We start from the raw sequence: 24,704 nt of genomic DNA, 5'->3' as shown, positions 1-24,704 counted from the left end.
TTCTAATGTAAACTTCGCAATGGAAAGAATTGCAATTTAAAATCTTACTGAATTAATTTTATGGCTATTTTTGGTGCCGCATGCCGGATTCGAACCAGCGACCCCATCATTACGAATGATGTGCTCTACCGACTGAGCTAATGCGGCATAAGTTTGTATATTAATTAGATAGAAATTAGAGTGAGGGTAATAGCCAAAAGTATGTATAAAAGCAAGCATGCAATTTTTTCGGGATTTTATGGGGTGGAGATTGAAGAGAGAGGTTTTGCGAAAATTTATAGCAAAATTCTTTATCTTATAAGGGGAAGGCGATCGCTTGTTAGAGACGTTTTGCAACAAATTGGGCGTGTTTTTTCGTGAGTAAAAAATTATGTCATATGAAAATCGATTAATTTAATGGAATCAAAAGTTAAGTTAATTAAGCAAGAAAGGCATATTATTGAGCTTTTTCGTATAGTAACTGATCAATAAAAAGTTTAGCACTGTTCAGAAATTTAAATATTTTCGTAAAGCGGTTTGCAGATTTAGAAAAATAAATTTTTTCCTTACTTTTTAATCTTTGTAACGCATTCAAATAAATGAGTTGCATAATGGTGAAAAAATAAATTACCATCTACAGTTTAAAAAATATATAAGTGTTTTTTGTGTAAAGGTTGGTACACAAAAATGAGGGGGAAATTGATGTTTGAGGTAAAACACGGTGAATTGAAGCGTGACCTTCAAAATCGTCACATTCAGATGATTGCTTTAGGAGGCGTCATTGGAACAGGGCTTTTTTATGGATCAACAGAAGCTATTCAATTAGCGGGGCCTGCAACTATTTTAGCTTATCTTTTGGGTGGTATAATTATCTATTTTATTATGCGAATGCTTGGGGAAATGTTGGTTGAAGAACCAGTTTCAGGTGCTTTCAGTTTTTTTGCTTATAAATATTGGGGGAACTTAGCTGGTTTTATAGCTGGTTGGAATTATTGGTTTCTTTATATTCTTGTCAGTATGGCGGAATTGACAGTTATCGGATTTTATCTTGATCATTGGATTATAATCGATCATTGGAAATCATCTTTCATTATTCTTATTTTGGTTACATTAGTTAATCTTATTAATGTTCGCTTTTATGGAGAATTTGAATATGGTTTAGCTTTAATCAAAATATTAGCTGTTATTGGTATGATTATTTTTGGAATTTTCCTTGTTCTCACTGGGATGAATGGGGGGCAAGCGAATATCCATAATCTCTGGGATCATGGCGGTTTTTTCCCTTATGGAGCGACAGGAGTTTTATTGGCGACTTCTGTGATCATGTTTGCTTTTGGTGGAACCGAGCTGATTGGTGTAGCTGCTGGAGAGACATCGAATCCACAAAAAACAATTCCTATTGCTATTCGTAAAGTTATGTGGAGAGTTTTGATTTTTTATATTGGTTCTATTGGTATTATTATGATGATAATGCCGTGGAATATGATTGGAAAAAGTGGGAGTCCCTTTGTTGCTATTTTTGAAGCTGTAGGCATTCCTGCAGCTGGCCATATTTTGAATTTTGTGGTAATTATGGCCGCCATCTCAGTTTATAATAGTGGTATTTATTCGAATGGTCGTATGCTTTATAGTTTAGCAGTGCAAAAGAACGCGCCACGTATTTTTAGTAAATTGAATCGTTCTTGTGTTCCTTATGTTGGCGTTCTTTTTTCATCACTTTGTACTGCGGTGATTGTTGTTGTTAATTGCCTTATGCCTGATAATAGTTTTATGCGCATAATGGCTATTGCAACTGCAGCGGCGGTTATTACTTGGGCTCTTATTGTTATTGTTCATTTGAAATTTCGAAAAGCGCATAAAAGTAAAAAAGATAAGCTTGTTTATCCATTTGCTTTATATCCTTATGCTAATTACTTCTGCCTTTGTTTTCTTGCTTTATTGCTTTGCATTATGTTTATCAGTGGTTTTGGGAAAAGTGGATTCATGACTCAATTCAGTCATATAGTAGGAATAGAAGTGCCTTCTATTGATTCTTATATTCCTGTACAGATGCCCGATATGAGTTTGGCAGTTATCATCATTCCTATATGGTGTTTGCTTTTAATGGTAGGATATAAGTTTAAGCGATAGATAATTTCTGAAAAGAGCACTTAAATAGGGCGATGGGAATAAAGCTTGGGAATAATAAAATTTGATAAGGTGACACAAGTTTTTGGTCATTTGTGCGTTTTAAGAGATATTACGGTACAAATTACTGAAAAACGGGTTGCTATTGTTGGTTCGAATGGGTCTGGAAAGAGTACATTTGTTCGTCTTATTAATGGTTTGCAACTACCGTCAAGTGGTTTTGTAAGTGTTGATGGGCTTGATACAAAGCATGACGCAAAGGCTATAAGACGTAAAGTGGGATTTGTTTTTCAAAATCCTGATAATCAAATTATACTACCATTGGTAGAAGAGGATTTATCTTTTGGTCTCAAAAATTTAAAACTGAGCAAAGATAAAATCAGAGAGCGTGTTGATGAAATTTTACAGCGTTATGATCTCCAAGCGTTCAAAGATCATGCTGTTCATTTATTAAGTGGTGGACAAAAACAATTAATTGCTATTTCGGGTGTGGTAGCAATGAAACCAGATTATATTATTTTTGACGAGCCGACGACATTACTTGATTTACGTAATAAACGCCGAATTGCGCAAGTTATAGAAGAATTACCGCAACAAGCGATTGTCGTCTCGCATGATTTAGAATTTTTAGAAAATTTTGATAGAGTTCTCGTTTTTGATAAGGGAGAGATAGTGGTTGATGATGTACCTGCAGTTGCTATCAAAGAATATGTAACAAGAATGACATGATTGGTTTATATCTCCCAAAGGATACATTGATTCATAAGTTGCAACCAGGGGTTAAGCTCATATTTCTCACTGTGTATGGAACCAGTATATTTTGGGTTTCATCAATGTCTGTTCTTTTACTATTTTTACTGTTAGTGGTCTTATTATATAAAATGGCTGAGATCCCTTTTCATCATGTGGTAAAGCAGATTAAACCAGTATGCCCATTTTTAGTTCTGGTATTTGTTTTTCAAGCTATTTTTGATAATTGGCTTACAGGATTTTGGATTATATCGCGTTTTATACTTCTCATTTCTTTAGCATCGCTTGTTTCGTTAACAACCAAAGTTTCAGATATGGTCCACTCAATTGAAACAGGGCTTCGACCTTTTCAATGCTATGGTGTTAATTCATCAAAATTGGGTATGGTTTTGTCCATGGCGATTAGGTTTATTCCTGTTGTTAGTGAAAAATTTAATGAAATACGTGAAGCGCAGAAAGCACGTGGGCTTGATACAAACATCATGGCTCTTGCTATGCCCTTAATTATACGCACAATAAAGATGGCCTCGGAAGTTGCTGAGGCATTAGATGCGCGCTCTTATGATAGTGATATTGATAAGCTACCGAGTGATAACAAAAATTCTCATACAGAAGGAATAATTGAATGAGTACAAAAGATCTAATTTATATTGCTTTATTTGCTGCCATCTACGCAGTTTTAGGTCTTTTCCCGCCTATTCTTCTCCCTTTTTTGGTTGGAATTCCTATTACCGCTCAGTCTATGGGATCGATGTTGGCAGGATCTATACTAGGAGCGAAGAGGGGAGCTTTAGCGTCAGCGCTTTTTCTTTTTCTTGTTGCCATTGGCCTTCCTCTGTTAGCTGGTGGTCGAGGAGGTATTGGTGCCTTTTTAGGAGCTGGTGGTGGTTATATGATAGGTTACCCATTTGCTGCATTTTTTATTGGTTGTATGGTTGAGTTATTTTGGCGGCGGCTCAATTTTGTGACACTGGTTTTGATAAATGCTGTGGGCGGTATTGGAATTGTATATCTTTTTGGCATACCGTGGGTTGCTTATGTTGCTCAAATTCCTTTACTTACTGCTTTAGTGGGATCGTTAGGTTTTATGGTTGGCGATTTTTTAAAAGTGCTGATTGCTTCCTCTATAGCGCTTACCGTTAAGAAAACTATACCTCTCATTTTTCCAAAAAACAGATAAAGATAATTGGTACTTATACAGGATTTTGAGAAGCAAAAAGAGAGAGGCAGCTCATTATTGAGCAATAATTACTTTCTTTTTCTGTATCTAACAAAAAAGAGAAGACGCTGAATAAAGGGAGTGCAATTATTATAGCCATCATTCCTAGGAACAATGCTGTAATGTTATCAAATTTTTTATGAAAATATTGAAAAACGCTAAAAAAGCAGAGAATATGATTGATAAATTAATGGAAATATCTCTTATTTTGGTGCCGTGACCTTGTTAATGAGGGAATTTAATGGCATAAAACCTGTGTATAAGTTGGTCGATTTCCTAAATATCTGCCTGAAAGAGATTATCCAATATTGTAACAAAAACTATTTTGGTCCAGCATAACACGTTTGTGAAGCGTGAAGTATCGATGATTGATGTTTTGTTAGTGTAACAAATATAAACGTCATAAATTGAAATAGAGAACGAAATATATTTATTTCCTATTATTTGAATAGATTAATTCATGTGACGCATTCAAATAAACGAGTTGCATAACGATAGAAAAATAAATTAATTTTTGTTTTTTAAAAAATACATAAATGCCTTTTTTATAAAGGTCGATTACGTAATGATGGTGAGGAATAATGTCTGAGGTAAAAAACAACGAATTGAAGCGTAGCCTTAAAGATCGTCACGTTCAAATGATTGCTCTGGGAGGCGTCATTGGAACAGGGCTTTTTTATGGATCAACAGAAGCTATTCAATTAGCGGGGCCTGCAACTATTCTTGCTTACGCTTTGGGTGGGCTGATTATCTATTTTATTATGCGGATGCTCGGAGAGATGTTAGCCGAAGAGCCAGTTTCAGGTGCTTTTAGTCATTTTGCTTATAAATATTGGGGGAACTTAGCTGGTTTTATAGCTGGTTGGAATTATTGGTTTCTTTATGTTCTTGCGAGCATGGTCCAAATAACAGTTATTGGACTTTATCTTGATTATTGGATTATGATCGATCACTGGAAAACATCTCTTATTGTTCTTGCACTTGTTACATTGCTCAATCTTATTGATGTTCGCCTGTATGGAGAATTTGAATATGGTTTAGCTTTGATCAAAGTATTAGCTGTCATCGGTATGATTATTTTTGGAATCTTCCTTGTTCTGACTGGGATGAATGGGGGGCAAGCGAGTATTCGGAATCTCTGGGATCATGGCGGCTTTTTCCCTTATGGAGGAGTGGGAGTTTTATTGGCGACTTCTGTGATCATGTTTGCTTTTTGTGGAACTGAGCTTGTTGGTGTGGCTGCTGGAGAGGCAATGGAACCAGAAAAAACAATACCCACTGCTATTCGTAAAATTATGCAACAGGTTATGTTTTTTTATGTTGGCTCTATCGGTATTATTATGATGATAATGCCGTGGAATATGATTGGAAAAGAGAAAAGTCCTTTTGTCACTATTTTTGAAAGCGTAGGCATTCCTGCAGCTGGCCATATTTTGAATTTTGTGGTAATTATGGCTGCCATTTCAGTTTACAATAGTGGTCTTTATTCGAATGGTCGTATGCTTTACAGTTTAGCGGTACAAAAAAATGCGCCAAGTATTTTTGGTAAATTAAGTAGTGCTCATGTTCCTTATGTTGCTGTTCTTTTTTCGTCACTTTGTACTGCGACAATTATCATTGTTAATTCTTTTATGCCCGATAATGTTTTTGCGCGTGTCATGGCTATGTCAACTACAGCAGCAGCTATGACGTGGGCTCTTATTGTTATTGTTCATTTGAAATTTAGAAAAGCTCATAAAGACAAAAAGGATAAGTTTGTTTATCCATTTGGTTTATATCCTTATGCTAATTATCTCTGTCTTTTCTTCCTTGCCCTATTATTTTGCGTTATGTTTATCAGTGGCTTTGGGCAAGATGGATTAATGACTCGATTTTGTCATATGATAGGAATAGAAGCATTTCCTCTTGATTCTTACCTTCCTGTGCCAATCTCTGACATGAGTTTGGCAGTTATTATCATTCCTATATGGTGTTTGCTTTTGGTGGTAGGATATAAGCTTAAGCGATAGATAATATATGATAGAGGCTTTATTAAAACTTTAGTTTCTATCTTAATGAGTAGATTTAGTAATAATTTTAGATCTATATTCTTGATATAGGGCCGATGTTATTGTCTTCGGTCCATCCAAGAATGATTTCAGTTGCAATGCGGTTAATCTGAATAGAACTGCTCTCATTATGGCCAGTTTTTTAGCTTATGTACTGTTTTTCTCTATGTTATATCAAGTTTAATGAATCTCTTACTAAAAATTTCCTTAATTAGCTTTTTTCTTCTTTTTCCATAAATAAATGTTTCGTGTCTTGTAGAGTTAGCTTCAGGTGTTGTAGCTAGTTTAAGAAAAATGTTAAAAAGATATCTATTTAGAATATGGTTTAATGATGATATGAGCTTTTCAGAGGGCTAATGATGCAAAATCTGTTGCTATCTAAATTAGATCAAGCTGTGAATGCACTTTGATTTTTTGATAGGAAGTTTTAATGATAACAGCTGGATTATTCTCTAAAAATCTTTGGTTAACGACCCCATATTGAATTTAAATTGCTTTTGCGGGGTTCTCCTGCATTAACGAACGAATTAAAGCTGTCATTTTTTCATCAGGGTACTCATACTTTCTAGGGGGCTTTTCCCTTGAATGATTTTTTGGATTTCTGTAGCGATAGGAGTGTAGATACCTTCTTTTTCAGAAATTTGAGTAATTGCTTGAGAAGTTTTAATACCTTCCGCTACTTCGCCCAAATCTCTTAAAATATCTTCTAAACGGTTATTTTGAGCCAGTCCCAGTCCAACACGATAGTTCCTGGAAAGAAGAGAATTAGCTGTTAAAAACAAATCACCTGCACCAGAAAGTCCCAAAAAAGTTTGCATTTTTGCGCCGAAATATTCTCCAAATTTGCACATTTCCACAAGTCCACGTGATAAAAGAGATGCTTTAGCATTCTGGCCTAAATTCAGCCCGTCGCAGATTCCTCCTGCTATAGCAATAACATTTTTATACGCACTCGCTACTTCGCCACCAATGATGTCATCTTCAATGTAGGGTTTGATAAAAGAAGGCATTTGGTTTGCAAATTTTTGAGCCAGGATTGGATTACACGAATGAATGGCTAATGCACATGGGAGACCCAGGATAATTTCTTTAGCAAAACTTGGACCTGCTAAAAAACAAAGATTTTCTAAAGAAATGAATTTTTTTGCGATTTGGCTAACGAATATCCCTGTTTTTTCCTCAATACCTTTGCTAGCAATGAGTATTTTTGAGTTTTGGTTTAAGCGTGCGCGAATAAACCATTCTCTTAAGGCTTGAACACTTATGGCAATGACAAAAAGTTCAGAATTCAAACTCTCTTCTAAGGAAGATTGTAAGATAATTCTATGGGAATTTTTATTCAGGATTTCATTTAAAGGCATTAGTGCAGTTGAAATGTTTCGTCTCGAAACAATTTGAACTTCATTTTTTTGCGCAAAAGCAAATGCAAGGGCTTGTCCCCATGCCCCACCTCCAAAAATTGTTATTTTCATCTTACTCTCTAATTATTTGGACAGTATATTTTATCTAATATGCTGTTAAATTTTGCTCTTCAGGGTAGAAGGAGATTAAGGTAAAAGTTTGGATAGTACAATTATAGAGGATATTTACTTGAGTAACAAAAAATACTGCAAAGTTAGGAAAAAACAGGCAACAGTTTATAACAGAAAAAATCTATAAAATATTTTGTGAAACATGTAAATTTCTATATTTTTAATAAGTTAAACTGATTTTTTTGAGGGTATTGTTGGTTTTTTCTATCTTTAGCGTTATAAAAGTGACTTATTTTTTTAAACAAGAGGACAAGAGCAATATAAAGAGTGCAGCTAAGAGTCTTCATGCTGCACTATAATATTTTGTCGTAGAAGACCAAATCTTGTCGTATCTTGTTGGTTCATGGTATATCGCTCTCAATGCATTCAGAATTTTAATTTTTATTGAATAGCACATCTACCACTTAAACACTGATTGATAATAGAAACTCTTGGAAGTTCTCTATTGCCTCTTCTATGATCACCTTCTCCAGTGCAATTCCTCTGCGACACATAAAGGTTTAAAGAGGGAAGATTTAGCTGAGTCATTTGAATGGTTGAGAGTGAATGAAGTCTCAGAGTGCCCCTCTCTGAGAGATGATAAAGCAAGGTTTCTGGATTTGTTGTTGCGATAATATTACGTCTGAATGTTCTGAGATTATAGTTAGGTATATTTGTAGGAATTAAGAATAATTGTTCGCGTATTCTTAAAATAGGTTGGACATGACCAGATATTCCTGTAGAACCTTCAACAACAATTGTTACAAATCCAAGTGTTCCAGGAGGAGTATTTATAAAATCTTGAAGCAAGATTCTCATCTCATCATTGGTTCTTGCAACTGGTGAAGGTCTCCACAGATATTGAGGTAAAAATATTGATGCTATAGTGCGAGATATTCTATCTGTTCGTTCATAAATATCTTCTCCTGGATGAGAAGGCATTGTAATATACTGCTCTGTAATTTGAAGTCTATTTACAATTTCAGGAAATCTAGAACGCAGCGAGTTAAAAGGATCTGTTCTTTGCTGCGTATTAAAGAAATAACCTTCTCCGTCTTGAGGAGGAGTACTGTTGTGATATTCTTGCAATTCAGCAAGCATTTGCATAGCATGCAGCATGCAAATTCCACAATAGCCAATTATTTCGTCACCTTTTTTAGTATTACTTCTAGAGATTTCCCATAGTCTTTTTGTCCATTCATCGGAGAGAGTAAATTCAGGAGGTAACTGTCGTTTTTTTCGTGTCTGAGAAGCTTGCAGAATATTTTTCTTATTTCCAGGAGCAGGGCAATAAGAAAGTGTTTCTCCTAAATTCCCATTCACATAACGGTTCCATTTTTCAATATCAGCAGAAAACAGAAAATTAGAGGTTGGCGAGTTACTGGTGTCTTGTTTAATATAACTGGGCTTTGCTGTGTAAGGGACCCCCCAATAAATACCATATTGCGTTACTCTTAGCGGATTACCTTGAAAATCCAAAATAAGACCTTCAGTCTCATCTAACTGAGAAATATCCCAAAAAGAGGCATCCTTACTTGAAGGAACTTTATCCGTACAAGGTTGCCATGTAACCCAATTCCAATCATCTTCAGCAGATTGCTGAGAGACCATACAATAAAAATCCCCAGATGCAGTGTAATATTGAGCGATATGGCCATTTTCTGGATTGTAATAAAGAGGCAGCGGCGTTGTAGAGAGGGAGGAGGAGTCATTTTGCAGATAATAGAGGGCAAATACAGGAGGATATGTATTGACATATAGCCAGGCGACAAATGTCTTGGAACTGAGATTTACAGGAGGAGAAATCGTTTGTGTCCAGTGGTTCATTTCAAAAGTTAAATGATGGTCATAATAATCTTTCTCGTTCTTTGAAATATAGGCATACCATTTATAGTCTTTAACACGAAATCTTCCATCGGCTGTGTAGAAGCTTCTGTCTTTAATGATCCAGCGTTGATTTTGATCATTGATCACACAAGGCCGTAAGAGCAGATAATCCCAGTCAGCGGTGGAGCTTCCGTCAATGCCTGTAACAGAGCTAGGAGCAGTCATGCACAACCAGGTGTCGTTGATATTCCAGGCGACTCTTTGAAATAGGTCATAGCGAGCGAATTTAACGTTAGAGGAAGAACAATCACTGAGATAGATGTAGCCCTCTCCTTTTGTAAAGACAGGGGCATAGCAATATTCATATCCTGTATGGACTTTAACGTGAATAGCTTTGTCATGAGGGTGGTCCGTAGGGGTTTGCAGGATTTGAGCAGGAATAGGTGCGGCAAAAGAAGTATGAAGAGACAATAAGAGGCTAGACAAGAACAACAACAGCTTCGATTTCATTGTGTGTTTCCTTTGACGTCGTTTTCGCTATGATATTGATGTGTGAGTTGGAAAATGTGCTTGATCGCTACGTTCTGAATGAAGAACAAGGGGATGGGATTTGGGATAAACAATAAATTCGTGATTTATTGATGTTATGTTTGTGGTTTGTTTATGGTTTGCTATTTGTAATGGAGGTTGTTTGAACATGAACCTTCATTATAATTAGGAGAAAAAAGGCACTGTGATGAGATTGCTGAAGAGCGCGCATAATTAGGTATCCTACCTGCATGAAAATTTGCAATTAAGCTCAAAGAGATGTCCTATAAAAGCGCGTCAAATATGTTTTAAGGTTTAAGGATAGGGCGATTTATTTGTGATTGATGATTAAGGCTTGAGTGAATAAACATCATTCAGATTAGCGTGCCAATTTATTGATGTTATATTTTATCTATAGAGCGCATCGAAAATTTTAAACATCATTTTTGTACAGTGGTGGTTATACGACAAGCAGTGATTGCGAATTATTTGAGGAAGAGCAAGAAGACACTGTAAAAAGTATGACAGACATTACCCAAAGCGATGTGTAAAGCTTATCTCGTTAGGACAAGAAAGGATATCGAATAGTTTTCGCCTATTTGCGCGAAGACCGTTAAGATTGTAGCTATCTAAAATGATAATGCCATACACACATTGCAGTTTTTTGTTTTTGAGGAATATATGGGGAGAGAGGCTTAATCAGAGGATTTTTAGAGGATAAGAAATATCAAAAAACACAAAACAGGTATTACTTTGTTGACAATTATGACCATAATGTGTACCGGGACCTTGATAAGGTCCTTTAAATAAGGTCCTGCGTAAATTTTGTTATTTTATAATTATTTTTTGCGTAAGGAGTTTATCTCAATGAAACGTTTTGTTTTAGCTTTAGCTTTGTGTTCGGCCGCTTTTTGTTCAGTAGCAGAGGCCAACAAGTACGATCGTAATTATGTTAAGAACATGAATCTTCGTCATAATTTTATGATGAAATTAGAAATGTATAAGAGTTTGATGCAATTCGATCTCTTTAGGGAAAAAGTGAGGGGGTATGAGTGTCAGCGCTTTAGCCGTTACTCGAGATCTCAAGGATATAGAATGTACATGAAGTGTTCCAAAGATAGTATAGTGTAGATATTTTCTAAATAAGAGAAATTTATTATTTCGTGAAAGCGCATGCTTTTATTAAAGAGGAAACACTGATATTTGTATCGGTTTAGGTTTGAAAAAACAGAATGAGCGAGATTTATCTTCTGTTTTTCTTACCGAGTTTGCTATGAGTGCTTTTGAAATCTTTTTGCCTTAAATGATAGGGTTTATCTATCACGCAACAGATCAAATCTAAGATATGTTGCGCATTTATTGCAGATAAATCAGATCATGTTTACAGTGTAGCGCTACATTACATATCTTACTATCTATAAAAATAAAATTTCTATACTTTTCTAAAAAGTATTTGAAGAATTCATTTAATTGGTCTTGCAGCATATCTGGTTTTTATATCCTCATCTCCTTGAAGGACGAGGTTTTACGACGCTCAGGAATAATACTTAGTGTTTCGATTAATACCTCAATTTCACAAATGGCGTTTTGTTTCGTACTTTTCCTTGACAATATTGTTTCAATATGAAACTTTCGAGTCAGGTGCTTAAGAAACACCTTACAACAACTAGCGGATAGATTGCCGAAACAATTATCCTCCTGCACATCAAAGGCTTTAACTCGTTGTATGTTTGCAAGCATACAATGATCTTGTCGGGTGTGGTTACGCCGTAAAATACCCTCATAGGAAAAGTGTATGACGGACTATGCACCGTGTTTTCTAGCACCTGATGCCTTTTAAAGGTATCAATAGAAAACCTCTAATTGCATAGGAGTTCATTATGAACACTCTTATAGAAATATCAGAACAAACTGTTAGAAATATCAGAACAAACTGTTGGGCAGGAAACTATTCAAACTGTCTATGCACGTGAATTGCATGTGTTTTTGGAAGTGACATCTCGTTTTAATGACTGGATTATTAATCGTATTAAAGAGTATAATTTTTAAGAAAATCAATACCTTATAGATTTCACTAAAATTTTAGTAAAACCTAAAGATAGTCGTCCAAGCATGGAATACTATTTCAGCTTAGACATGGCAAGGGAACTTGCCATGGTTGAAAGGAACGAGAAAGGAAAACAAGCACGCCAATATTTTATCGAGTGTGAATAGCGTGCAAAACAATAGAAGCACCTCGCGTTGACTACTCCAGCCCCGAAGCAGTTCTTGGTGTTTTGACGTATCTAAAAAGCGAAAATGAACGCAAAGACAATGTCATTGCTGAATTACAACCAGAGGCAAAAGTCCTTGAAAGCTTAAAGCGGAGTGATGGTCTATTCGGTCTCATTGAAGCAGCAAAGGTTTTAGAAATGCGGCCAAAGGATTTCATTAACTATTTGTGGAAGCACGATTTGGTTTATAGGCCTGTTCCAGGGGCTCCGTTATTACCGTATCAGGATAAAATCAAGAAAGGTCTGATGGATTGTTCAACTCTGACTATTCACAAACTTGATGGGACAGAAAGAATAGTTTCCTCAGCTAAAATCACTGCTGATGGATTGGCGAGCTTAAGAGAGCCATTCCATGGAGGTGTGCAATGAAGATAGAGACCGACTTTTTGTGAAGATAGAGACCGACTTTTTGTGCGATTTGTGGATGAAGCTGTCTCAGCTTTCTAATCATGAAGACATTGAAGATGAAGAATGCACCGCCTTGGTTAGTATCATGGATGAGGTAGAAATAGCTTTACTGTTAAAGCTTCAGGATGAAGTTCCGAATGCTTTTAAGATTTTGGCCGTTTTGACAAATTTTGGCGATTCAGAATTGTCTCCGAGTTTTGATCCTTGGTTGAAGGCTTATAGCTCGGATTTAGACAAGGCACTTTGCCATTAATGAGAAACACACAAAGGCTGGAATTGAACACCAGCCTTTTCTCATTCTTAGGATTATCTTGAGTGCTATAAAACCTCGTTCTGCAAGAAAGAGGATGCCAATTCTTAATGGCTGTATTCCGTTTGTTTATCAATTTTTATAATTGTTAACATTAAGAATAGCAAAAACATCAATATCTCGCAATACGTGCCAATGTATCTTGACATCTTCTTCATACTGAAGAGCGATGTTGTATGGCATTTAGAAAAAACACTACAAATTATCTGTTTTAAAAAATGGAAGTGAATGATGCCTGTCCATAAGGGATGGGCTTTTTTATGGGGAGAGACATATGCGAAAAATATCCAAAGAAGGACTTGCACTCATTAAGCGATGGGAGGGGGTACGTTTATGCGCCTATCAAGATGCCATTGGAGTGTGGACAATAGGCTATGGCCATACAGCACAAGCAGGACAACCCATTATACAGGAGGGCATGAAGATCACTGAAAGTGAAGCAGAGATCGTTTTACGACAAGACTTAAAACAATTTGAAAAAACTGTTGAACAGGCTGTCATTATTTCTTTAAGCGATGAGCAATTCGCTGCTCTTGTATCATTTTGTTATAATGTGGGAGGAGAAGCTTTTTGCAACTCGACGCTTTTGAAAAAGCTGAACAAAGGTGATTATGAAGCCGTACCCTTCTGAATTGCAGAAATGGATCCGGGCAGGGGGAAAGCGTTTGCAGGGGCTTGCCCAATCGTCGGGCAGCAGAAGCAGGCCTATGGGTTAAAGGGGCTTATGTGTGTTCCAATTATCAAAAAGTAGAAACCAAAGGGCCCAGTCATTCTTTTAAAGCAGAAGTTCTTGCTCCCATCATTGGTTCTTTATCAGGTTTAACAGGGATTTTTACAGGGTAGGGTCCTGTTCAATGGGCTTTAGCCTTCCATTATGGGTTTTTTCTGCCTGTATAGGACTTGTCTTCGTTGCCAAACATTTTCAGGAAAAACGCTTATGATTGTTATGACCTGGTTGAAAGAATATTTCTTGATTACTCTAGCAGCTTTGGCTGCTTTTTTATGGCCTTAGCAAAAGTCTTTGATCTTGGGAAGAAAGCTGAACAGTGCCAGCAGACGGAGCGTGCCTTAAAGATAGCAAAAACACGGCTTGAGGTAGAAAATGAGATTAACCGAAAAAGTGATGCTGATGTGCGTTCTGCTCTGTTTCAGTGGGTGCGCAACAAATGAGTGTGCTTCTTGTGTGGGGTGGTTACCCATTTATTTGGAGCGTCAGGATTTAGAGGTGATCAGTTCTAATGTAGTGAAAGATCTCTTAAAGCATAACAAGCAGGGGGGAAGATATGTGTGGTTAGCAGCATGGCAAGAAGACAAAATAACAAAAATGTAGAGCTCACGGAATCAGAGAAAGAGCTTTTGCAGGAGATGATGAGTATTACCAGGGGATGAAACTGATGTCTCGTTTGACGCGATGGATAGTGTTGATCATATTTTTGTTAGTTCTTGATCTTGAACGGCTTATGAATGCACTGGATACGATCTTCACACATTTGAAGCAATGGCTTTGCAAAGACTTAAAAGGCTAAGCTATTGTCCATTGAAAGAGTTTAGTAACATTCGTCTTTTTGAAAAAAACTTATCTAGCTGATCCCGTGCTATTTCTTTACAAAACTCTTCTGGACAATAACTTTTAATCTTCAATATGATTCACATACATCTGCCGCTACCACATTGATTAATGGTTGCAGTGTTTGGAAATTCTCCGTTACCTCTTCTATGCTCTCCTTCTCCAGTACAGTTTCTTTGAGACATAAAAACACTCAAAGGAGGTGCATTGAATCCAACCATTTGAAAAGTTGTAATTGCATAAATGTGTCGACGTCCCTCAGTTGAAAGATAATACAACAATCTTGCTGGGTCTGTGGTTGGGGTAAGAAGAGTTCTGTATCGTTCAAGAGGTATGCCAAGTGTATTTGTAATTATTAATGTGAATCCTTGGTGTGTCGTTACAAAAGGTTGAACATGAGCAATTCTGCCTGTACCAGCTGCATTAGCTCTGGAAATTAAAAGAAACCCAATCGTTCCAGGAGGAAGATTCACCAGATCTCGAAGCGTTCTTTGCATGTCTTGTGACGTGCTTGCAGTAGCTGAAGATCTCCACAGATAGTCGGGTAAAAGCATTGACATCATTAGATGAGCTGCTCTATGCGCTCGTTCATGTCTACTCTCCCCTACAGACAGAGGTACTGTAGCATAACTTCGTGTTGTTTCAAGTCTTGCTGTAAGACCAGGGTATCTTTGACGAAATGAGAGAAATGGATCCGTACCTCCTTGCGTATTAAAGAAGTAACCGCCATCTCTAAGGGGGGGGCCTTGATAGTGTTCTAGCAATTCAGCGAGCATTTGTGCAGTATGCAACGTGCAGGCTCCACAATAGCCAACTTCTTCTTGACGTCCAGGGGCAGTACTTGTAGCAATCTGCCATAGTCTGCGTATCCACTCCGGAGTGAGAGTAAAATCAGGAGGTAAATGTCGTTTTACGCGTGTCTTGGAAGGTTGAGCAACATTCTCCTTGTTTCCAGGAGCAGGGCAATAAGTGAGTGTCTTTCCTAAATTCCCATTAACGTAGAGATTCCATTGTTCAATACCAGGAGAAAGCATAAATTTAGATTTTGGAGAATTTGTCGTGTCTTTTTCAAGGTAATCAGGCTTAGCTGTATAAGGGACACCCCAATGGGGACCATGTTGGGTAACTCTTAACGCATTACGATTAAAATCCAGAATAAAACCGTCACGCCCATCTAACTGAGAAAGATCCCAGAAGGCAGAATCCTTCTTTTTAGGAATTTCATCTGTACAATATGTCCATTCTACCCAATTCCAATTTTGTGAGAGAGATTGTTTGGAAGCCATACAATAGAGGTACCCACTGTTAGGGTAATATTGCGCGATATGGCCATTTTCTGGGTTATAATAAAGAGGCGTTTCAGAGAGTGAGGAGGAGTTATTTTGAAGATAGTAGAGCTGGAAAACAGGAGGGTATACATTAATAAATAACCACGCTATAGACGTTTTGAAACTGAGATTAACGGGAGTAACAATCCTTTTTATCCAGGAATCCATTTGAGGGGTTAAAGTGTGGTCATAATAAGCGCTTTTGTCTTTTGAAATATAAGCATACCAATTATAGTCTTTAACACGGAATTTTTTATCGGCTGTATAAAAGATGCGGTTTTCAATGACCCAACGTTGATTAGGATCATTGAGAACACAAGGTCTTAGTAAAAGATAATCCCAATCAGTTGTAGAGTTTCCGTCAATACCTGTGATTGAACTAGGGGCGGTCATACACAACCAGGTATCATTTACTTCCCAAGCTACTCTTTGAAATAGGTCGTAGCGCGCCTTTTTAACACTAGAAGAGTTACAATTATCGATGTAGATATAGCCTTCTCCTTTTGTAAAAACTGGAGCATAGCAATATTCCTTTCCTGTATGGACCTTAACTTGGATAGCTTTATCCTCAGGATGGTTAGGAGGAGTTTGAATCACTCCAGGAACAGGAGCTCCTAAAGACGTACGAGCAGTTAGTAATAAACTAAAGAAGAATAAAAGGATCTTCCATTTCACTTTGTTTCTCTTTGACTTCCTCCCCACTTTTTTGATTAGTTAGTTGAAAAACCACATTTTACAATCCTCTTTTTGAGGATAAGATTTCACGATATTCTAGATGAAATAATTTTTTTATGTTTTATTTATGTCGTTTGTCTTCATGATACACGACGTATCATTCATCATAACATTTTTTGTCATTAGCTTTAGCTTTGTCTGCTGTCTCTGATTCATATGGATAGATGCGGTTATAAGAAATGCAACGCCCCTTGCGCGTAACTCTTCACATCCAGAATCCCTTATATAACTTTTGGGAAGTCTTTATTTATGGAACACATCTCCTTATGCTGTTTCCATTAATCTAAATGCTTATGATACTATCTTATAATATTATTATAATACTAATTGTATCATTAGAATCTTTCAATTTTTGACTATTCTCTCCCTCTACTTCTGTAACAGGAACTTCAAGATTCGCTAGGAGAAAGATTTTTATGCAGAAGAATACTAGAGAGTTTAAGCATTGACATGAAGAATAAGGCAAAAGGCAAGAAGTTGCAGTTTTTTATTTTTCTAAAAAACACGCGGAAGAGGCGTAATAAGGGGGTAAGAGACTGAAAGATATAGAATACAAAACCGATAATAAAGACAAAAAAAGAACACAAAAGAGACATTATCTGATTGACAATTATGGCCGAAATGTGTACTGATTAATCCGTAATCAGGATCCTTCAATGGGATCCTTCAATGGGATCCTTCAATGGGATCCTTCAATGGGATCCTTCAATGGGATCCTTCAATGGGATCCTTCAATGGGATCCTTCAATGGGATCCTTCAATGGGATCCTTCAATGGGATCCTTCAATGGGATCCTTCAATGGGATCCTTTGTAAATTTAATTATTTATGGAGGAATTTATCTCATGAAACGTATCGTTCTCGTTGCAGCTTTATGTTCTGCTTTGTCTTCAGTAATAGTACCAGTAACCGCTAATGCACTGCCGGTGGGGGGTGGTTGGGGTACTGTGAGGGATAAAGTAGTGGGTGCACTTGTAACAGAAGGTAATTTGGGAGAAGGAGGGAGAGCCATTCTTGAAAAAATTGTTGTTCCTAGTAGAAAAAACCTGTTTGAATACAAAGATAAAGCGTTTGAAATTCAAGAACGCTATCGTAGTATTATTTCCGCTCTTGGGTTGAGGGTTAGTTGTGGGTTGTTAAACCCGGACAGATATAGTGGCCAAAGATGGATGTCATGCGAGTTTAAGTAATTGTGAAGCGTCGTTATAATAAAAGAGGCTCTTGGAAAAGCAAGAGTCCTGCTGCGCGAGATTCGCAGTCTCATGAAGAAACACCATTGTGTTAGCAGCTGAGGTTTAGGGAAAACAGAGTGAGTTAGATTTATCTTCTGTTTTTCCTTATTAATTTTTTGTAAGCATCTTATAATGATGGTTACTTATAGGTACAGATAAGCATAGATTGTAAATCTAATGTTGATACTGATATAAAAGTTTAATCTTTATCATGGGGATCCTCTCCTGTATAAAACTCAGGATAATTATCAAGAGTAAAAGACTCGTGAAGCTTGTTGCTCTGCCTTATCGATTGCGCTCTAAAACTTAAAACACAGGCTTTAAGCACCTTATTGGATCGCACATCTGCCACTGAGACACTGATTAAAAAGCGCTGCTCTTGGAAAAAGGCCACTGCCTCTTCTCCCATCTCCTTCTCCCGTGCAATCTCTTTGCGACAAATAAAAATCTAAAGGAATCTCATATCTCAAAGCCATTTGAGTTGTTGCAAGTGAATTAAGTATTAGAGCGCCTCCACGTGTAAGATCATTTAACACTCCTTCTACTGTTGTTATTGGAGTAAGACGTTGTAGGTATTGCTCAAAAGTTGTTCCAACTGTATTTGTAGGGATTAATACGAGCCCATCCCTTGTTCGCAAAATAGGTTGAGCATGGCCAGATGTTCCTGTAGAGCTTGTTCTCACCATTGCAAGATACCAAAGTGTGCCACTAGGAGCAGTAAGCATATTTTGAATTATGCTTCTCATCTCTTCACGTGTTCTAGCAACAGCTGAAGGTCTCCAGTCATAATTGGGCAATAATATGAGTGCTGCTGAACGACCTATTCTCGTTGTTCGTGTATAGTCACTCTCTCCTGTGTGCAAAGGGACATTAATATAATTTTCTGTGCTACGTAGCCTTTCTGCAAGCAGAGGGAATCTTGCGTGAAAGGAAATAAATAGATTTCTATTAGGAGCTGTATTAAAGAAATAGCCTGCTCCATCTGGAAGAGGTCCTCTTGGATAACGTGTTTGTAATTCAGCAAGCATTTGTAAAGTCTGCAGCATGCAGGGGCCGCAATAGGCAATTCTTGGTGTTGTGCCATGAACATTACTTCTAGCAATCTGCCATAGTCTTTCTTTCCATTCCTCAGTGAGTTCAAAACTAGGAGGTAACGATCGTTTTTCTCGTATGTGAGCCGTCTGGGTAACATTCTTCTTTGTTCCAGGAGCCGGGCAATAAGTAAGCGTATCCCCTAAATTCCCATTGACAAAGCGGTTCCACCGTTCAATGTCGTACTCAAAAATAAAATCAGAGGTAGGGTGATTATATTGCGATTCTTGTTTAGTAATATAATCACTTGTAGCGGTGTAAGGGAAACCCCAATTGGAGCCGTATTGGGTAAGTCTTAACAGATTGCCTAGATAATCCAAAATAGGACCTTCGTTTCCGTTTAACTGAGAAATATCCCAAAAACCAATATCTTTGTCTTCTGTGTTGTGGGAAATAGTTTCCTTACATGATAACCACCTTACCCAATCCCAACTTTCTGATTGAGCTTGTTGGGAAACCATGCAAGACATTGCTCCAGAGGAAGGAAAATACCGAGCAAGGTGACCATTTTCTGGATTATAATAAAGATCAAATAGTTCTGCTCGAGATCCATCGTCTGTAACATAATATCTAGTCTGGGTAGGACTACTGATAAAGTTCCAACCTAAGAAAGTTTTTGTATTAAGGTTCACAGGAGGAGCTACAGTGTTTGCCCACTTATCCATCCCGATAAGGGTATGATCATAGTAATCGCCTGAGTTTTTTGAAATATAAGCGTACCATTTGTAATCTTTAACCCGGAATTTTTTATCAGCTGTATACAAAGCATTTTCTTTAATGATCCAGCGTTGATTAGCATCATTGATGACACAAGGTCTTAATAAGAGATAATCCCAATCTTCTGTAGACTTTCCATCAATGCCTGTTACAGAGCTAGGAGCCGTCATACATAGCCAAACATTATTCACATTCCAAGCTATTCGTTGAAAGACATCATATCGAGCAGATGGAGCCCTGGAAGAAGAACAACGGTTAAGGTAAACATAGCTTTCACCATTTACAAATGTTGGCGTATAACAATATTCATATCCTGTATGAACCCGGACACGAATAGCTTCATCATGAGCGGTATCAGTAGGGGGTTGAATGGGAGAAGAAGGAATGGGAGCCGCAACAGAAATATGAAGCGTCTGTAATAAAATAAAAAAAAATAACAACAGCTTCAATTCCATTCCTGTTCCTTTTCGTGATAATCTCTCCCCTTTTTTGATGCATTAGCTAGAGAATAGCGCTTCATCCCCTCTCTGCTGAAGATGGAATTAACGCTATTCTCGATAAAATAATAAGTTCATCCTGTTGTTCGCTCTTGGCAATGGATGGGTTCGAACGTTAAAATTTCTAAGACATCATAAAAACCTAAAGAAAATTGAAGAAAAAAATACGATTTTAAAGAAAGTAGTCCGTTGTCTTTTCTTGACAAGAGAAGCCTTTGAAAAAAATGGTACAGGATATGCTTTTTAAGCGAGATTGGCTTTTGATTTAAAAGTTCGTGACAGTTAAAAGTTAATGAAAATAGAATAGAAATTAAGAGGGAGGTAGGGAAAAAAGGGATTGCTTTATGCTATAAAAGCAATCTTTTTGTTACCTTAGGCTTATCTTGATCAGGATTGGGCTCAGTTTTATAAAGTCATTGCAGCATGTGTTGCTATGCGATAGACACAAATAACTTATCATTATAAAGATAGATTGTTGCTAGAGAAAATAATGTCAAAAAAAGAAGAAAAAACAAAAGTCCGTTTACCGCGCGGTTTTGTTGATCGCACAAGTGCACAGTTGCATGCTTTGGAAACAATGATCGCGCAAATTCACGAAGTTTATGAGTCCTATGGATTTGAAGCACTTGAAACACCTATTTTTGAATATACGGATGTTTTAGGGAAATTTTTGCCCGATTCAGATCGCCCCAATGCTGGTGTTTTTTCTTTGCAAGATGAAGATGAACAATGGATGTCTTTACGCTATGATTTGACAGCACCTCTTGCGCGCTATTTTGCTGAAAATTTTGAAATTTTACCAAAGCCTTATCGCAGTTATCGTTCTGGTTTTGTTTTTCGTAATGAAAAACCAGGGCCAGGGCGTTTTAGGCAATTTATGCAATTGGATGCTGATATTGTTGGCTCATCAACAGTTGCAGCGGATGCTGAGATTTGCATGATGGCAGCCGATAGCTTGGAACGATTAGGTATTCAACGTCATGATTATGTTATTCGTTTGAGTAATCGGAAAATTCTTGACGGTGTTTTAGAGCTGATTGGTTTGCAGGGAGATGAACAAGCTGAGAAACGCTTAACTATTCTTAGAGCAATTGATAAGTTCGATAAATTTGGCATGGAAGGTGTGCGTCTGCTTTTAGGCAAAGGCCGTCTAGATGAAAGTGGGGATTTCACAAAAGGAGCAGGCTTAAGTCAGCAAGAAAGCGAGCCTATCCTTTCTTTAATTTCTGTTGGTGCTGAAACGGCTGAAGCGACATTGGATAATCTTAAAAACATTGTGGGCCACACAATTCGCGGGTTAGAAGGGATCCATGAGTTAGAAGAAATGCAGACTATTTTTAGCAAAAATGGCTATCAAGATCGCATCAAGATCGACCCTTCAGTGGTACGTGGGTTGGATTATTATACAGGGCCTGTGTTTGAAGCCGAACTGCTTTTTGATGTTCTCAATGAAGAAGGCCAAAAAGTTGTCTTTGGCTCTGTGGGTGGCGGGGGACGTTATGATGGATTAGTTGCACGTTTTCGCGATGAAGCTGTCCCTGCAACTGGTTTTTCTGTGGGCGTATCGCGTTTGATGGCAGCTTTACACAATCTGGGAAAATGTCCTGTTAAAAAAACAGTAGGCCCAGTTGTGGTTTTGATGATGGATAAAGACCCTGAATATGTGGCGTATTATCAAAAGATGGTGATGCAGTTGCGCCATGCCGGCATTCGTTCTGAATTATATCTCGGGGCTGCAGGCATAAAGGCGCAAATGAAATATGCAGATCGGCGTCATGCCCCCTGTGTGGTGATCCAAGGGGCATCTGAGCGCCAGGAGGGTAAAGTTCAGATTAAAGATCTGATTGAAGGAGCTCGTTTATCTGCAGAAATTAAAGATAATCAAACATGGCGAGAAAGCCGCCCAGCGCAAATAATGGTTGATGAAAATCAACTGGTGCAAGCGGTTCAAGAGATTTTGGTTGCTCATCAATTCTTATAAAAGCCTGCTTTTTGATCTTCTTAATGAGAAGAAGAAAAAACGCATATGACGAAGAGAAGAAAAACTTATCCTTGGTTCTATCGGCAGTGAGGGATTTTGGCCAAAAAAGTATCAATTATTTTATTTTTATGATGATGTTTTTCAATAAAAAACAGCGCAAACTGTTATTGGGAGAAGTTTGCGCTGTTTGAATAAAGTGATGCTTTATTTATGAATTTTGCAACACTTTTAAAACATGTTGTGGTGAAGAGACTTCATAAGGATCTGTTCCGCAATTGTCTGCGAAGCCTTCTTCTTCGAACCAGTGTTCAATGAGACCATCATTAATAACAGCAGCATAACGCCATGACCGCATGCCAAAGCCAATATTGGTTTTTTCAACGAGCATGCCCATTTTTCGTGTAAATTCACCAGAACCATCAGGGATCAATTTCACATTTTTTATGCCTTGCTTTTTTCCCCAAGCGTTCATCACAAAGGTGTCATTTACAGAAAGGCAGTAAATGTCATCAATACCGATTTTTTTAAAGTCATCATAAAGTTTTTCAAAGTCAGGGAGCTGAAAGTTTGAACAAGTAGGCGTAAACGCTCCTGGGAGAGAAAAGAGTATCACGCGCTTTCCTTTGAAATAAGCATCGCTGTTGACATCTTGCCACCGATAAGGATTCTCCCCGCCTATCGATTCATCACGTACGCGTGTGTGGAACGTTACGTTAGGAATTTTTCTTCTAACCATGATTACGCCCTCCTATGGCTTTTAGAATGGTGTTTCAAAAATAATTTTATTTTTGATACGGACAACAAATACTCTAGTCTATTGCAATAAATTTGCAAGAATTTCATGCATGCATTTTATTAAATTAAATTCATCTTCAACTTGAGTCTGTTTTTCTTTTCAATTAAACCAAGAAAAGGGATATGAAGGCTCTTTGTATGAATGTTAAAACTATAGAGACAACACCTTTTGATGATCAGAAGCTAGGAACATCTGGTTTGCGCAAAAAGGTATCGGTTTTTCAACAACCCCATTATGTTGAAAATTTTATTCAATCCATTTTTAACACTGTTGGGTCTCTTGAAGGGCAAGTTTTGATCCTTGGTGGCGATGGACGCTATTTGAATCACACTTTAATTCAGCGTATATTGCAAATGGCTGCAGCTCATGGTGTGGGGTGTGTTAAGGTTGGCAAAGGGGGGCTCTTGTCAACGCCTGCTGCATCACATCTTATTCGCAAATATAATGCTCAAGGTGGCATTATTCTTTCAGCAAGTCATAATCTTGGTGGACCAGAGGGGGATTGTGGCATCAAGTATAATATTGCCAATGGTGGTCCAGCTCCCAATGCCGTGTGTGAGGCTATTTTTGCAGCATCGCAGCGTCTTTCTTCTTATAAAATAATCGAGGCTCCAGAGATTGATTTGGAAACAAAAGGGCATAGCTTTATTGGTTCTATGCAAGTCGAGATTATTGATCCTGTTGCGGATTATCATACTTTAATGCAGGAGATTTTTGATTTTGATTGTATTGCACAGGCCGTGGCGGAAGGGTTAACTTTGCGATTTGATGCTATGCATGCTGTGACAGGCCCTTATGCAAAAGAGATTTTTGAAAAATCTTTGGGTTTCCCTCAGGGGACAGTGGTTAATGGTACACCTTTACCCAATTTTGGTGGAAAGCACCCAGACCCTAATTTAATTCATGCGAAGGATCTTTACGACTTATTGCTTTCTGATCATGGACCTGATCTTGGTGCAGCTTCGGATGGTGATGGAGATCGTAATCTTATTATCGGTCGCCACCAATTTATTAACCCTTCAGATTCCCTTGCCATTATGGCGGATCAGGCGCATCTGATTAAAGGATATCGCCACGGTATCACGGGGATTGCACGCTCTATGCCAACGGGGCGTGCAGTAGATCGGGTGGCGGAACAAAAAGGGGTGCCGTGTTTTGAAACACCAACAGGGTGGAAATTTTTTGGCACATTGTTAGATTCTGGCAAAGTGACCTTTTGTGGTGAAGAAAGCTTTGGAACGGGGTCAAACCATGTGCGTGAAAAAGATGGTTTGTGGGCTGTATTATTTTGGTTAAATCTTTTGGCGGTGACAAAGAAAAGTGCAGCGCATATTGTGCAGCAGCATTGGCGCTGTTATGGGCGCTTTTATTATTCGCGCTATGATTATGAAGATGTTGAAACGCAAAAAGCTGAAGCAATGATAGAAGATTTGCGTGCTCATCTTCCTCAGGCAGGAACGCAGATCGCTGGATTTACAGTCGAAAAAGCGGATGATTTTTCTTATCATGACCCGATTGATCACAGTGTGAATACACAGCAAGGGGTGCGTGTATTTTTCGACAATGGCGCACGTTTGGTGGTGCGTTTATCTGGAACAGGAACTGCAGGAGCTACTGTGCGGCTTTATCTTGAGCAGTATGAAGGCAATCCTCAATATCATGCTCAAGAGTGTCAAAAAGTTCTGCAGCCGTTATTTGTCGCAGCGCTTGAAATGTTAAAAATCAACCATTATTTGGGCCGAGAACGACCTGATATTGTGACATAAAGCATTGCGACAAA

General features: G+C 37.8%; 15 protein-coding genes, 1 tRNA gene and 3 pseudogenes. 13 read left to right on the top strand and 6 right to left on the bottom strand.

Annotated elements, in window-relative coordinates; translation table 11 throughout:
* Positions 1-71: 71 nt before the first annotated feature.
* Positions 72-147, bottom strand: a tRNA-Thr gene (locus tag BARBAKC583_RS05840).
* A 534-nt stretch (positions 148-681) separates the two neighbouring features.
* On the opposite strand from BARBAKC583_RS05840, the gene BARBAKC583_RS05835 reads away from it, so the two are divergent.
* The 5 genes from BARBAKC583_RS05835 to BARBAKC583_RS05815 all read left to right on the top strand — a co-directional run bounded on the left by BARBAKC583_RS05835 (position 682) and on the right by BARBAKC583_RS05815 (position 6,084).
* Complete coding sequence (locus BARBAKC583_RS05835; protein ID WP_005767870.1) at positions 682-2,109, top strand: amino acid permease; 1,428 nt, start codon at positions 682-684, stop codon at positions 2,107-2,109.
* Between the two features lie 45 nt (positions 2,110-2,154).
* Positions 2,155-2,835, top strand: coding sequence for an energy-coupling factor ABC transporter ATP-binding protein (locus BARBAKC583_RS05830; protein WP_005767869.1), 681 nt, complete (start codon positions 2,155-2,157; stop codon positions 2,833-2,835).
* Positions 2,832-3,485 carry an energy-coupling factor transporter transmembrane component T family protein gene (locus BARBAKC583_RS05825; RefSeq protein ID WP_005767868.1) on the top strand — a complete coding sequence of 218 codons (654 nt, stop codon included), beginning with the start codon at positions 2,832-2,834 and terminating at the stop codon, positions 3,483-3,485. Before BARBAKC583_RS05830 ends, BARBAKC583_RS05825 begins: the two co-directional genes overlap by 4 nt.
* On the top strand, positions 3,482-4,036 hold the full coding sequence (locus tag BARBAKC583_RS05820) for a biotin transporter BioY (protein WP_005767867.1): 555 nt from the start codon (positions 3,482-3,484) through the stop codon (positions 4,034-4,036). The genes BARBAKC583_RS05825 and BARBAKC583_RS05820 overlap by 4 nt, the downstream gene beginning before the upstream one ends.
* A gap of 620 nt (positions 4,037-4,656) precedes the next feature.
* A complete protein-coding gene (locus BARBAKC583_RS05815) occupies positions 4,657-6,084 on the top strand; it encodes an amino acid permease (protein ID WP_005767866.1) in 1,428 nt (475 codons plus the stop codon).
* Positions 6,085-6,659: 575 nt separating this feature from the next.
* On the opposite strand, the gene BARBAKC583_RS05810 is transcribed toward BARBAKC583_RS05815, so the two are convergent.
* On the bottom strand, positions 6,660-7,595 hold the full coding sequence (locus BARBAKC583_RS05810; RefSeq protein WP_005767865.1) for an NAD(P)H-dependent glycerol-3-phosphate dehydrogenase: 936 nt from the start codon (positions 7,593-7,595) through the stop codon (positions 6,660-6,662).
* Between the two features lie 441 nt (positions 7,596-8,036).
* Positions 8,037-9,971 (bottom strand): DUF1561 family protein, encoded by a 1,935-nt coding sequence (locus BARBAKC583_RS05805; RefSeq protein WP_005767864.1) that lies wholly within the window; start codon positions 9,969-9,971, stop codon positions 8,037-8,039.
* A gap of 1,929 nt (positions 9,972-11,900) precedes the next feature.
* Between BARBAKC583_RS05805 and BARBAKC583_RS07135 the strand changes: the two are divergent.
* The 5 genes and pseudogenes from BARBAKC583_RS07135 to BARBAKC583_RS07195 all read left to right on the top strand — a co-directional run bounded on the left by BARBAKC583_RS07135 (position 11,901) and on the right by BARBAKC583_RS07195 (position 14,506).
* Positions 11,901-12,631, top strand: a pseudogene (locus tag BARBAKC583_RS07135) (antA/AntB antirepressor family protein).
* A 19-nt stretch (positions 12,632-12,650) separates the two neighbouring features.
* Positions 12,651-12,923: a hypothetical protein gene (locus BARBAKC583_RS05785; RefSeq protein ID WP_035453368.1), complete on the top strand. Its 273-nt coding sequence runs from the start codon at positions 12,651-12,653 to the stop codon at positions 12,921-12,923.
* Between the two features lie 331 nt (positions 12,924-13,254).
* Positions 13,255-13,921 (top strand): annotated as a pseudogene (locus BARBAKC583_RS05780) (lysozyme).
* Between the two features lie 5 nt (positions 13,922-13,926).
* Positions 13,927-14,150: pseudogene (locus BARBAKC583_RS07000) on the top strand (hypothetical protein).
* A 224-nt stretch (positions 14,151-14,374) separates the two neighbouring features.
* Complete coding sequence (locus BARBAKC583_RS07195) at positions 14,375-14,506, top strand: hypothetical protein (protein ID WP_335617962.1); 132 nt, start codon at positions 14,375-14,377, stop codon at positions 14,504-14,506.
* 121 nt (positions 14,507-14,627) lie between these two features.
* On the opposite strand, the gene BARBAKC583_RS05775 is transcribed toward BARBAKC583_RS07195, so the two are convergent.
* Positions 14,628-16,550 carry a DUF1561 family protein gene (locus tag BARBAKC583_RS05775; protein ID WP_005767854.1) on the bottom strand — a complete coding sequence of 641 codons (1,923 nt, stop codon included), beginning with the start codon at positions 16,548-16,550 and terminating at the stop codon, positions 14,628-14,630.
* Positions 16,551-17,292: 742 nt separating this feature from the next.
* Between BARBAKC583_RS05775 and BARBAKC583_RS05770 the strand changes: the two genes are divergently transcribed.
* Entirely contained in the window at positions 17,293-17,799 is a 507-nt protein-coding gene (locus tag BARBAKC583_RS05770) for a hypothetical protein (RefSeq protein ID WP_005767852.1), read from the top strand.
* A 371-nt stretch (positions 17,800-18,170) separates the two neighbouring features.
* Here the strand turns inward: BARBAKC583_RS05770 and BARBAKC583_RS05765 are convergent, their stop codons facing one another.
* On the bottom strand, positions 18,171-20,105 hold the full coding sequence (locus BARBAKC583_RS05765) for a DUF1561 family protein (protein WP_005767656.1): 1,935 nt from the start codon (positions 20,103-20,105) through the stop codon (positions 18,171-18,173).
* Between the two features lie 532 nt (positions 20,106-20,637).
* On the opposite strand from BARBAKC583_RS05765, the gene hisS reads away from it, so the two are divergent.
* The gene (gene hisS / locus BARBAKC583_RS05760) at positions 20,638-22,128 is read left to right on the top strand and encodes a histidine--tRNA ligase (RefSeq protein WP_005767850.1); all 1,491 of its coding nucleotides are present in this window, start codon (positions 20,638-20,640) and stop codon (positions 22,126-22,128) included.
* 208 nt (positions 22,129-22,336) lie between these two features.
* Here the strand turns inward: hisS and BARBAKC583_RS05755 are convergent, their stop codons facing one another.
* Complete coding sequence (locus tag BARBAKC583_RS05755) at positions 22,337-22,864, bottom strand: peroxiredoxin (protein WP_005767848.1); 528 nt, start codon at positions 22,862-22,864, stop codon at positions 22,337-22,339.
* 197 nt (positions 22,865-23,061) lie between these two features.
* On the opposite strand from BARBAKC583_RS05755, the gene BARBAKC583_RS05750 reads away from it, so the two are divergent.
* Entirely contained in the window at positions 23,062-24,690 is a 1,629-nt protein-coding gene (locus tag BARBAKC583_RS05750) for an alpha-D-glucose phosphate-specific phosphoglucomutase (RefSeq protein WP_005767846.1), read from the top strand.
* Positions 24,691-24,704 lie beyond the last annotated feature (14 nt).

The organism is Bartonella bacilliformis KC583 (assembly GCF_000015445.1).
GTDB lineage: Bacteria > Pseudomonadota > Alphaproteobacteria > Rhizobiales > Rhizobiaceae > Bartonella > Bartonella bacilliformis.
Note: the sequence above shows the minus strand (reverse complement) of the source record. Positions and strands in the feature narration are given on the sequence as shown.